Annotated in this window: 10 protein-coding genes; 4 read left to right on the top strand and 6 right to left on the bottom strand. The window is 73.0% G+C overall.

Annotated elements, in window-relative coordinates; genetic code table 11:
* On the top strand, nucleotides 1-1,991 hold a 1,991-nt coding region (locus ACFQ3T_RS29525), incomplete at its 5' end, for a PD-(D/E)XK nuclease family protein (protein ID WP_380728174.1).
* 148 nt (nucleotides 1,992-2,139) lie between these two features.
* Here ACFQ3T_RS29525 and ACFQ3T_RS29520 read toward each other — a convergent pair.
* Both ACFQ3T_RS29520 and ACFQ3T_RS29515 read right to left on the bottom strand, forming a co-directional pair.
* On the bottom strand, nucleotides 2,140-2,676 hold the full coding sequence (locus ACFQ3T_RS29520) for a hypothetical protein (protein WP_380728172.1): 537 nt from the start codon (nucleotides 2,674-2,676) through the stop codon (nucleotides 2,140-2,142).
* Nucleotides 2,677-2,755: 79 nt separating this feature from the next.
* On the bottom strand, nucleotides 2,756-3,136 hold the full coding sequence (locus ACFQ3T_RS29515) for a DoxX family protein (RefSeq protein WP_380728170.1): 381 nt from the start codon (nucleotides 3,134-3,136) through the stop codon (nucleotides 2,756-2,758).
* Nucleotides 3,137-3,195: 59 nt separating this feature from the next.
* Between ACFQ3T_RS29515 and ACFQ3T_RS29510 the strand changes: the two genes are divergently transcribed.
* Both ACFQ3T_RS29510 and ACFQ3T_RS29505 read left to right on the top strand, forming a co-directional pair.
* Nucleotides 3,196-4,608, top strand: coding sequence for a M20/M25/M40 family metallo-hydrolase (locus tag ACFQ3T_RS29510; protein WP_380728168.1), 1,413 nt, complete (start codon nucleotides 3,196-3,198; stop codon nucleotides 4,606-4,608).
* Nucleotides 4,605-5,672 carry a potassium channel family protein gene (locus tag ACFQ3T_RS29505; RefSeq protein WP_380728166.1) on the top strand — a complete coding sequence of 356 codons (1,068 nt, stop codon included), beginning with the start codon at nucleotides 4,605-4,607 and terminating at the stop codon, nucleotides 5,670-5,672. The genes ACFQ3T_RS29510 and ACFQ3T_RS29505 overlap by 4 nt, the downstream gene beginning before the upstream one ends.
* A gap of 21 nt (nucleotides 5,673-5,693) precedes the next feature.
* On the opposite strand, the gene ACFQ3T_RS29500 is transcribed toward ACFQ3T_RS29505, so the two are convergent.
* Both ACFQ3T_RS29500 and ACFQ3T_RS29495 read right to left on the bottom strand, forming a co-directional pair.
* Nucleotides 5,694-7,421, bottom strand: a complete 1,728-nt coding sequence (locus ACFQ3T_RS29500; RefSeq protein ID WP_380728164.1) for a sensor histidine kinase — start codon at nucleotides 7,419-7,421, stop codon at nucleotides 5,694-5,696.
* Nucleotides 7,418-8,101, bottom strand: a complete 684-nt coding sequence (locus ACFQ3T_RS29495; RefSeq protein WP_380728162.1) for a response regulator transcription factor — start codon at nucleotides 8,099-8,101, stop codon at nucleotides 7,418-7,420. Before ACFQ3T_RS29495 ends, ACFQ3T_RS29500 begins: the two co-directional genes overlap by 4 nt.
* 817 nt (nucleotides 8,102-8,918) lie before the next feature.
* Here ACFQ3T_RS29495 and ACFQ3T_RS29490 point away from each other — a divergent pair.
* Nucleotides 8,919-9,356, top strand: a complete 438-nt coding sequence (locus tag ACFQ3T_RS29490) for a hypothetical protein (RefSeq protein WP_380728160.1) — start codon at nucleotides 8,919-8,921, stop codon at nucleotides 9,354-9,356.
* Here the strand turns inward: ACFQ3T_RS29490 and ACFQ3T_RS29485 are convergent.
* Together ACFQ3T_RS29485 and ACFQ3T_RS29480 are read right to left on the bottom strand one after the other, a co-directional pair.
* Nucleotides 9,326-10,225: a neutral zinc metallopeptidase gene (locus tag ACFQ3T_RS29485; protein ID WP_380728158.1), complete on the bottom strand. Its 900-nt coding sequence runs from the start codon at nucleotides 10,223-10,225 to the stop codon at nucleotides 9,326-9,328. The two genes, ACFQ3T_RS29490 and ACFQ3T_RS29485, sit on opposite strands and share 31 nt — an antisense overlap.
* 15 nt (nucleotides 10,226-10,240) lie before the next feature.
* Nucleotides 10,241-11,372: neutral zinc metallopeptidase (locus ACFQ3T_RS29480; protein WP_380728156.1), on the bottom strand; the 1,132-nt coding region annotated here is incomplete at its 5' end.

The raw sequence follows: 11,372 nt of genomic DNA, 5'->3' as shown, positions 1-11,372 counted from the left end.
GGCTCGCCGTCCTCGCCGACGCCCTGCCCGGCGAGCACGGCGAGCAGGCGCGGCTCGCCGACGCGCTGGACGACCCCGGCGACCCGACCGCGTACTCCGCCGAGGGCTACCGGCGCATCCGCAGGCTGGGCGCCGAGCTGGCCGCGTTGCGCCGCCGCCTCGACCAGCCGTTGCCCGAGCTGGTCGCCGACGTGGAACGCACCCTGCTGCTGGACATCGAGGCGATGTCCCGGCCCGGCGGCGTCGGCCGGGCGCACCTCGACGCGTTCGCCGACGTGGTCGCCGACTTCGCGGCGGCCAGCCCGTCCGCGACCCTGCCCGCGCTGCTCGACTACCTCTACACCGCCGAGCAGGCCGAGGACGGTCTCGAACCCGGCGAGGTCGAGGTCGCCGAGAACCGGGTGCAGGTGCTGACCATGCACTCGGCGAAAGGGCTGGAGTGGCACATCGTCGCCGTGCCGCACGTGGTGAAGGACGTGTTCCCGGGGCGCAAGAAGTCGTCCAGCTGGCTGCGGGCGGTGGCCGAGCTGCCCGCCGACCTGCGCGGTGACGCCGAGGACCTGCCCCAGCTGCGCATCGCGCCCGGCGCCAACCGCAAGGAGGTGGAGGAGGCGCTCGTCAAGCACGAGGAGGACTTCGACGCCCGGCGGTTGGTGGAGGAGCGCCGGCTGCTGTACGTCGCCCTGACCCGGTCCGAGCACAGCCTGCTGGTGTCCGGGCACTGGTGGGGTGAGACGGGCGACAAGCCCAAGGGGCCGTCGGCGTTCCTGACGGAGATCCGCGAGTCCGTGCTGGCCGCCGACCACCCGCCGGCCGACATCGCGAACTGGGCGCCGAGGCCCGCCGACGACGAGCCGAACCCCCTCGCGTCGCAGACGAAGACCGCCCAGTGGCCCGCCGACCCGCTCGGCAAGCGCCGTGAGGCGGTGAAGGAGGGGGCGGAGCTGGTGCTGGCCGCGCTGGACCGCCACCTGTCCCGGCTGCCCCGACCGGCCGACGCGGACGCCGACGCCGACGCCGACGCCGACCTGCCGCCCGAGCCGCCGGACGACGACGTGCCGCCGGAGGACGTGCGTCCGGACGCCTTCCCGGAGGACTTGCCGCCCGACGACCTGCCGCCGGAGGACTTGCTCCCCGAGGACCTGCCGCCGGAAGACCTGCCGCCCGCCGACCTGCCGCCGGAAGACCTGCCGCCTGCGGACCTGCCGGAAGACCTGTTCCCCGAGGACGTGCCGCCGGAGCCGGACGACTATCCCGAGGCCGAGGCCGGTGCCGGAGACCTCCCCGAAGCGCCGCCGGCCGACGACTCGGAGGACGACCCCGAGGGCTGGTCGCGGGACGTCGACGTGCTGCTGGCCGAACGCGCCGCCGCGGCCGACCGCCGGGAACGGGTCGTCCTGCCCGACCACCTCTCGGTCAGCCAACTGGTCGAGCTGGCCGCCGACCCGGACCTCCTGGCCCGACGTCTGCGCCGCCCCCTGCCGTTCCCACCGAACCCGCTGGCCCGCCGCGGCACGGCGTTCCACACCTGGCTGGAACAGCGGTTCGGCGCGAGCCGCCTCTTCGACCTGGACGAACTCCCCGGCGCGGCCGACGAGGGAGCGGCGCCCGACGCCGACCTCACCCGCCTCCAGGAGGCGTTCCTGGCGAGCAAGTGGGCCGACCGGGTGCCGCACGACGTCGAGGTGCCGTTCGAGACGGAGATCGACGGCCTGTCGGTGCGGGGCCGGATGGACGCCGTGTTCGCCGACGACGACGGCGGCTGGACGGTGGTCGACTGGAAGACCGGCGCCGTGCCGGACGACGACCGCCTGCCCGCGCTGTCCGTGCAGCTCGCGGCGTACCGGCTGGCGTGGGCGGCGCTGACCGGCTCACCGGTCGAGAAGGTGCGGGCCGCGTTCCACTACGTCCGCCAGGACCGCACCCTCCGCCCCGCGGACCTGTTGGACGCGGACGGCCTGCGCGAGCTGATCCGCTCGATCCCGCAGTGACCCACCCGACTCGGTGACCGCCGCGACTCGGTGACCGCCGCGACCCGTTCCGGCGACCCGGCGACCCGACGCGACTCAGTGACCGGCGCGACCACCGGCGACCCGGCGCGACCCCCTGATCCCGGATCCGCTGATCCCGTGATCCGGCCTAGGTCGTGACGCGGGCGTGCGCGGGGACTTCCTTCAGCACCCGGTCGTACAGCACCTCGAGCAGCCACCGCCCGAACAGCGACGGGCCGAACTCGGTCGACCGGTCCTCCGGCGGCACCATCAGCTCGGCCGCGCCCGACGAGTCGACCGCCACCACGCCGATGCCGTAGTAGTCCAGCTCGATCAGAGGCCACGACTGCGCGCCCTGCGGCGCGGGCAGCACCACGGAGCACGGCGCGAGGGTCATCAACGTCCCGCACGACTGCAACGCGCGGTCCACCGTGGATTCACCCACCAGGACGCCGACCAGCTCCACCGCGGGCACGGGCAGCTGGTCGTGCGCGGCCGGCTCGAACCACGAGCGGAACCAGGACGGGTCCGCCTGGGGCGGCCAGCCGTTCGCGCTGCGCCACTCGTGCACGTCGGCACGAACCCGCACGACAGCCGACACCTGGTGACCCAGCACGGCGACGTCGGGGACGACGATGCCGCGCCAACCCAGCGCCGACGCGGCATGGTGGAGGAGCGGTTGCACTCGGGCATCCTAGGACTGGTTGCGGTTTCAATGACAGCCCCTCGGGCGCGCTGGGTGTCGAACCCAGTGCCGAGAGTGATCAGCGGGTTGAGCGTCCCACACGCAAGGCCCACAGGATCAGCGGGACCTGGAGCGGCAGCCGCCCGAACGCGATCACCCTCGCCTTGGGCGACTTCGCACGGTAGTCGTAGGCCATCTTGACGTTGGCCGGGAACACCGCCGCGAAGAACCCGGCGGCGAGCTTCCCGCCCAGGCCTCGGGTCCGCGGCACGGCGACCGCCGCGGCCAGCGCCACCTCGACGGCTCCGGACACGTAAGTCCAGGTCCGGGGCTTGCCCGGCAGCGCACGCGGCACGATCGCGTCGTACGGCTTCGGCTTGGCGAAGTGCGTGACGCCGGCCGCGCCCAGCAGCCCGGCCAGCGCGAGCGCCGACCAGGAGCGGGAACGAGTGGGTTCCATGCGGCTCACCCTGTCATGCCGGCCACCGCCGGGCGCTGCCAGGGTTATCCTCCCGCACCGTGAGCGGTGATCCCGAAAATCCCGAACATCCCGAGCGGGCGGCGGTGGCGGCGTTCGCCGACGACTTCCTGGTCGGCCTGCGCGAGTGGCTGGCCATCCCGTCCATCGGGGCAGACCCCGCGCACCACGGCGACGTGCGCGCGTCCGCCCGCTGGCTCGCCGAGGCGCTGCGCCGCGACGGGTGGCCCGACGTCCGGGTCTGGGACGAGGGACCGGCCCTGCCCGCCGTCTACGCCTCCTGGCCCGCCGCCGACCCCGACGCGCCGACCGTGCTCGTCTACGGGCACCACGACGTGCAGCCGGTCGACCCGGTCGAGCAGTGGCAGCACCCGCCGTTCGAGGCGACGCTCGTCGGCGAGGAGCTGTTCGCGCGCGGCGCCAGCGACGACAAGGGGCAGGTCGCGATGCACCTGCTCGGCGTCAAGGCGCACCTGGCGGCGACCGGCGCGGCGCAGCCCGCGGTGACGCTCAAGCTGTTCGTCGAGGGCGAGGAGGAGTCGGGGTCGCCGCACCTCACCCGCCTGCTCGACGACCACCGCGACGACCTCGCGTGCGACCTGGTGGTGTTCACCGACACGCCGCTGTACGGGCGTGACGCGCCGACGGTGTGCACCGGCCAGCGCGGCGTGTACGGCGCGGAGGTCGTGTTCACCGGCGGCACGTCGGACGTGCACTCCGGCCGGGCCGGCGGCAGCGTCCCCAACCCGGCCACCGCCATCGCCCGGCTCGTCGCCGCGCTCCACGACGACGACGGGCGCGTGCGGTTGCGGGACTTCTACGCCGACGTCGTCGAGCCCACCGAGGCCGAGCGTGCCGACTACGCCGCGCTGCCGTTCGACGAGGCCGTGTGGCTCGCGAACGCGGGCGGCGCGCAGGGGTTGGCGGGCGAGCCCGGCTGGTCGACGTTGGAACGCGTGTGGGTGCGCCCCACCGCCGAGGTCAACGGCATCCACGGCGGGTACACCGGGCCCGGCCTGAAGACGATCGTGCCCGCGCAGGCGTCGGTGAAGCTGTCGTTCCGGCTCGTGCCCGACCAGCGGCCCGAACGGGTGGCCGACGCGTTGCGCGAGTTCGTCGCCAAGCACACGCCGGACGGCCTGCACGCCGAGGTGATCACGCGCGGTGACGGCGCGCCGCCCTATGCGGTGGACGTGTCCCACCCGGCCGTGGGTGCGGTGCGTGACGCCGTGCAGGCCGCGTTCGAACAGCCGGTCAGGTTCAGCCGGACGGGTGGCTCGGGGCCGGCCGCGCTGCTGCACGGCTGGCTCGGCGTGCCGGTGGTGTACCTGGGCGCGACGTTGCCGGATGATCGCATCCACGCGCCGAACGAGCGCGTCGTCGTGCCACTGCTGCTCTGCGGCGCCGAGGCCGCCGCCCGGCTGTGGCGACTACTGCCGGAGAGGTTGTCATGATCCGCCGATCTCATCCCGGGGCACCGCTGGCCGATCGGCCCGGACACTCGCTGGTCGGTGTGATCCGGATGCCGGACACCGTCCACAGCCCGGTGCGCGCGATCCTGAAACGGGTCATCGGCGCGCTTACCGCGCTGTTGTCGGCCGTGCTGATCGTCTACTTCGACCGCGACGGCTACCGTGACGTCAACGAGGACGGCCTGTCCTTCCTGGACGCGGTCTACTACGCCACGGTGTCGCTGTCGACCACCGGATACGGTGACATCACGCCGGTCAGTTCGTCGGCCCGGCTCGTGAACGTCCTCGTGATCACCCCCCTGCGGGTGCTGTTCCTGATCGTTCTGGTCGGTACGACCCTAGAAGTGCTCACCGAGCGTTCTCGGCAGGCGCTGCGCATCCAAAAGTGGAGGACCAAGGTGCGTGACCACGTGGTCGTCGTCGGGTACGGCACGAAGGGCAGGTCCGCCGTCAGCGCCCTCATGGGCGACGGCGTCGACCCCGGCTCGATCGTCGTCGTGGACACCACCCAGGAGTCGCTGGACGCCGCCTCGGCCATCGGCCTCGTGACCGTGCACGGCACCGGCACCAGCAACGACGTGCTGCGCGTCGCGGGCGTCCCGCGGGCACGCGCCGTGGTCGTCGCCGCGAACCGCGACGACACCGCGGTCCTGGTCACCCTCACCGCGCGCGAGCTGGCGCCCAAGGCGCAGATCGTCGCCTCGGTCCGCGAACGCGAGAACGAACACCTCCTCCGCCAGTCCGGCGCGGACTCGGTCGTGGTCTCCAGCGAGACCGCCGGCCGCCTCCTCGGAATGGCCACCGCCACCCCGTCCGTCGTCGACATGGTCGAGGACCTGCTCACCCCCGACGCGGGCCTGTCGATCGCCGAGCGCGACGTGGAGCCGTCCGAGATCGGCGGCTCACCCCGCCACCTGCCCGACATAGTGCTGGGCGTGGTGCGGGACGGCGTCCTCTACCGGGTGGACGCCCCGGAGGCCGACGCCGTGGAAGCGGGCGACCGCCTCCTCTACGTCAAGAAGGTCACCCCACCCAAAGAAGCCTGACGCCCCCTCTCCCCACTGGCCTCACTCAGCCAACGGAATCCGAACCTCGAACACGGCCCCGCCCACCACCGGCGGGGCCTCCGCTCGCCCATCGCCAGCCCACCCGCCCCCCACCTGCCCACGGCCAACCTGCCCGGCAGCGGGCCGCTCGGCACCTGCCTGCCCAGCGCCGACCCGCCCGGCAGCCGTCTGGCCAGCAGCGAACCGCTTAGCGCCGACCAGCCCGGCACCGGTCTGCCCAGCGCCGACCCGCCCGGCACCCGCCTGCTCGGTGTCCGCACACTCGGCGGCGACCTGCTCGACAGCGGCCCGCTCGGCACCCGCTTGGCCAGCGTCTGGCTGCCCTGCGCCCGCCGCAGGGTTCGCCTGACCGGCGTGCACCTGCCCGGCGCTCACCGCCGGGCCGTTCACCACGAGGCCGTGTGCCACCGGGCCGTCCGTTCGACCCGCGACGGTCGCCCCGGTTGACCCGATCGACCTGGTCGAGCCGATCGACCCGTTGGGCCTGGTCGAGCCGGTGAGGTGGTGGGGGTCGACACAGGTCAGCTCTCCGCCGTGGGCGCGCACGACGCCGCGGGCGATGGGCAGACCGAGACCCGAGCCGCCGGACCGACGATCCCTGGCCTCGTCGAGCCTGACCAACCGGTCGAAGATGCGTTCCCGGTCCTCGGGTGCGACGCCGGGGCCGTTGTCGGACACGGTCAGGTGGGCGATGGCGCCCGTCCTCGACACCCTCAGCCGCACCCGCCCTGACGGCCCGGTGGCTTGGCGGGCGTTGTCGGCGAGGTTGGCCAGCACCTGGGCCAGGCGTTGCGGATCGCCTGACACGAACGCCGACTCGCCCTCGGCCGCGATGTCGAAGTCGGGTGCGAGCAGCCGCGTCCGACCCACCTCGGCCTCGGCCAACGCCAGCAGGTCGACCCGCTCCCGGTGCAGTTCGAGGCCCGCTTCGATCCTGGCCAGCGCCAAGAGGTCGTCCACCAGCCGTCCGGCCCGCCGCGACTCCCGCACGAGCAGCAGGTTCAACCGCTCCCGCTCCTCCGCGCCGGCGGTCTGCATCAGCGCCTCGGCCACCGCCTGCACACCCGCGATGGGGGTGCGCAGCTCGTGCGCCGCGTCGGCCACGAACCGCTTCGTCCGCTCCTCCGATCCCTCCAACGAGTCCAGCATGTCGTCGAACGCCGCCGCCGTGCGGCCGAGTTCGTTGTCCGACCGCGACGGGTTGAGCCGGTGGCCCCGGTCACCGCGCGCGATGTTCCGGGCCAGCGTGGTCATGGCGTCCAACGGCGCCAACGCCCGTCGGACCACCCACACCATCGCGGCCGCCGTCACCGCCACCGCACCGAACCCGACCAGCAGCAGCAACCGCCGCAACCTGACCTGCGCCGCCGTGATGACCGACGACTCGGCGTACAGCGTGATCTTCGACCCGTCCGGCAGGTCCCGAGTGGTCCCGTTCGCCACCTCCTCGTCCAGTGCCGCTCCGAACACCGCCCCGTCCGGCATGACCAGCCGGACCTCCACACCTCGGCCTTGCAGCCGGTTCACCAGGTTCGCGCCGCGCACCCCCTGCATCACGAGTTGCTGGGCCACCCGTGCCTTCTCCAGCAACGCCGTCTCGACGTCCCGTTTGGACTGGGCCGCGAACAACCCGTCCACCACCAGCACGACCCCGATCAGCACCGCGCCCAGGACGCCGATCGCCGACAGCGCGACCCGCCGCCGCAGCGACACGGTCCGGAGGCTCACGTCTCGTCCGCTCTGAGCACGTAACCGAGCCCGCGCACGGTGTGCAGCAACCGCGGACCGTGCTCCTCCAACTTCCGGCGCAGCGCGCTGACGTGCACCTCCACCAGGTTCGGGTCGTAGTCCTCGTAGCCCCACACCGCGGTGAGGATCTGCGTCTTCCCCACGACCCGCCCCCGCTGCGCCGCCAGGTACCGCAACAGCCGCAGCTCGGTGGCGGTCAGATCGACCGAGACGTCGCCCCGCAACACGACCGCCGAGTCGGCGTCGACGACCAGGTCACCGATCTGGACGGTCGACGGCGTCCGCCCCAGCCGCCGCAGGACCGCGCTCACCCGCGCCACCAACTCGGCCAAGACGAACGGCTTCACCACGTAGTCGTCCGCGCCCCGGTCGAGCCCTCGCAGCCGATCCGACACCCCGTCCCGAGCGGTCAACATGACCACCCCGGCCCCGCTCGCGCGCCGGATGACCTCCAACAACGTGAAGCCGTCCCGACCGGGCAACATCACGTCGAGCACCACCAGATCCGGCCGGAACCGGACCAGGTCGCCCTCCAGTTCGCGGCCGTCCGGCCGGACCTGCACCTGGTAACCCGCGTCGCGCAACGCGGAACTCACCGCAGCCCCGATCGCCTCGGCGTCCTCGATCACCAGCACCCTGGCAGCAGTCGACACCTCCATATTCTGCTTCGCACCCGACGCCCAACCACCCCACCCGCCCACGGTGGGTGGCGTGGGCAGATTTGGGCCGGCCGAGGTGAGTGGTGCGTGCGTGCGTGCGGCTGGACGGCCGGTGGGCGTGCTTCAGCGGTTGCTGAGGGTCAGGGCCGCCGCCGCTCTCGGGTTGTTGGGTTGCGGTCGGGTGTTGCCGCTCCCTGCGGTGCGGCGGCCGATGGGGTGGGTAGGTGGTGGGCGGTCGAGGTATGGGCCGGCCTCCTCCGTCGGGGGGCGCGGATGGGGGAGGCCGGCGTCCACAGCAGAACGACGGTGGCCGCCGTTCTCCGGTGGTGTGAGGGTTCGTCGGACAACGCCGCGGTGGTGGTGATCGGCGGCAGACGCCTGGCGAATCCGAAGTGGACTGGAGGTCTGTGCGCGGTCCGCCGGAGGGCGGGGGTCGGCTGGAAGGTGGTGATCGGCTGATCCGAGTGGTCGATCCGGCGGCAGTCGTCGGCCCGGCGGCGGCCGGCGGCCCGGCGGCGGTCGTCAACCGAAGGGTGGCGGGAGGTCTTGGCGGGGCGCTGTGAGGCGGCCGCACGTCAAAGCTCTCCAACGCGGCGGGCAGGCCCAAGGACGGAGACCTCGCCGCAGCACGCCGTGCGGCAGGCGGCGGTGGACTCGGGGGCCGGTGGGGTCGAAGGCTTTCGCAGTGGAGGTCATGGGTCTATTTTCGAACAGGAGTTCGAGGGACGGCAAGATCACGATCGGGTGAAGTCCGGGGCTGGGGCGGCCGCCTCCGCCCCCACGACAACCGGCCACCCCGTCTGCGACCATCCACCCTGTGGCGGTTCCGCGAAGCCCGGCCGGATGGGCCCTGGTACTGCTGGTCGTGGGCCTGTCAGGGGTGGCGGCAGCGGTCGCGTTGTGGTGGCCGCGCACCGCTCCGGAGGTCCAGCACGCGTCGGCGACCGTCGTCGCACCGGCCTCCTGCGGCGACCCGGACGCCTACGACCGGGTCGAACTGACGATCGGTGGCCGAACGCACACCGCCAAGCTCGACGGCTGCGGTCACCTGCGCGATGAGGTGGTGGAGGTCGTGGTCCCGGCCGACACCAGCGGCGAGTTCACCGTCCAAGCCGCCGCCGCCACCCCCGAGGGCATGCCGCTCGACACCCGCCTGGCGCTCCTGCTGACGTGCCTGAGCGGCCTCGCGGGCGGCCTCTACGCCTACCTGCTGACCCGGCGCGCTCAGGCGACGGCGTCCGCCGGGGCCGCGTAGGTGTTGCACGACGACGTCACGCCCGTCGTGTACCCGTGCGACGCCCACTCCGCCTGGTTGTCCGGGCTGCCGTGCGCGTTCTTCTCCGGCGGCTCCTCCACGGCGTACTGGAAGTCGTCCGCCGCCTCCTGCGCGAGCCCCGTCCCGATCGATTCCGAGACCGCGACCAGGAACATCCCGGCGAAGCAGTTGGCCTGCAACTCGATCCGCCGCGACATCTCCAGCCCCGCCGGCGTCTCCTCGCCCGCGTCCACGATCTTGCTGTCCGCCGCGCGCAGCATCCCCGTCAACGCCTGGACGTGGTGCCCGTACTCGTGCGCCAACGTCGCCAGGTGCGACCCGGGGCGCTCACCGCCGCCGTTGTCGCGCAGCCGCTTGGTCGGCATGTAGATGGTCCTGTTGCGACCGCAGTAGTACGCGACCGCCTCGCTCTCCGCGGGCGCCGAGCCGCACGGGCCCTCGACCAGGTCCGGCGCGGTGTCGAGCGCGGGCGGGTCGAACGGCAGGTTCGCCTGCTCCAGCACCGGCCGCCACGCCGCGTCGAGGCACAGCACCCCGGCCCGGTAGTACGCCGACAGCTCGGCGTCCGACACCCCGAACCCCGGAAGCGGGCACGGCACCGCGGGCAGCCGCACGGGCGTCACGAGCAGCGGGTGGTCGGCCAGCCGGTGCACCGCGCGCGGCCTCGGCGCCTCGGTCTCCGCGGTTTCCCCGGTCACCGCGCCCGGTGCGGCGACGGCGCGTCCGCTGATCTGCCGGGACACTTCCAGTTGCGTGACGCCACCGAGGCCCAGCACGCACAAGACGATCAACGAGAACACGCCGATGAGCACGATCGGGTTGTTCCTGGGCTCTTCGGGCGTGTGCACGGTCCTCCAGTCGGGTCAGCTGACGTCCGCCGCGCTCGCCACCCAAGTGTTGCACGCGCTCGTCTCGTTGTTCTTGAACCCGTGGTTCACCCAGGCCGCGTTCCGCTCCGGCGCGCCGTGGTCGCGGTTGGGGTAGATCGGGTAGTCGCCGCGGTTCCCGGCGTCGGAGAGGGCGACGGAGATGACGTCACCGGGCACGGCGCCGTGGGAGAGGGGCGCGAGCGTCATCCCGCCGAAGCACGTCGCCTGCAGCTCCTTGCGCCGGTTGATGTCGAGGCCCTCCGGGGTGTCCCAGCCGCCCTTCTCGTACTGCGCCTGGCCGGACGCGCGCAGGATGCCGGACAGCCACTGGACGTGGTGGCCGTACTCGTGGGCGAGCTGGCCCAGGTACTTGCCGGGGTGGTTCGGGTTCGCCGCGCCCTGCTCGTTCGCGTAGTGGTTCGGCGTCCAGTAGATCGTGCCGTCGCAGTACATGGCGGTGCGGTCGGGGCCCATCGAGCCGCACGTGTTGGTGATCTGGGACGTCACCATGACCAGCTCCACCGGCTGGTAGGGCAGGTTCGCGCGCTGGAACGACGGCTCCCACATCGCCTCGATGCACGGCAGCGCCGCCCGCAGGAACCGGTCCTGGCCGGCGGGGGAGTAGTCCATGCCCGGCAACGGGCAGCCGTCGATGTTGAACGCGCCGAGGCCGGCCGCGTGGATCGGGTTGTCACCGAGCGTGAAGGACGCCTTGGGGCCGGCCTTCGTGGTGGACGTCGACGTGGACCGCGTGGTGGTGCGCTCGGACGTGGTCGTCGTCGTGGTGGTCGTGGTGGTGGTGCGGTCCGGCGAGTACGTGTTGGTCGAGTACCCGGCGTTGCCGGAGTCGGAGGCCCGCGTGGAGTCGCCGTTGGCCGCGACGATGCCGATCGTGGCGATGCCGATCACGAGGAAGCCGATGGCCAGCATCGCGACGAGCGGGCCCTTGCTCTTGGGCTGCCCCGGGTACGGCACGGGCGCCGGGCCCCAGCCCTGGGGCGGTCCGGGCGGACCCCAGTTCGCGGGTTGCGGCGCGGCCACGGGCGGCGGCATGACGGGGGCCTGCTGCGGCCACCCGGGCGAGGGCTGGGCCGGCTGCGAACCCGTCTGCGGCCACGACGGCTGC

It is taken from the genome of Saccharothrix hoggarensis (assembly GCF_042678885.1).
In the GTDB taxonomy this organism is placed as follows: Bacteria; Actinomycetota; Actinomycetes; order Mycobacteriales; family Pseudonocardiaceae; genus Actinosynnema; species Actinosynnema hoggarensis.
The sequence above is the reverse complement of the archived record's forward strand: the minus strand, read 5'-3'. Positions and strand labels throughout refer to the sequence as shown.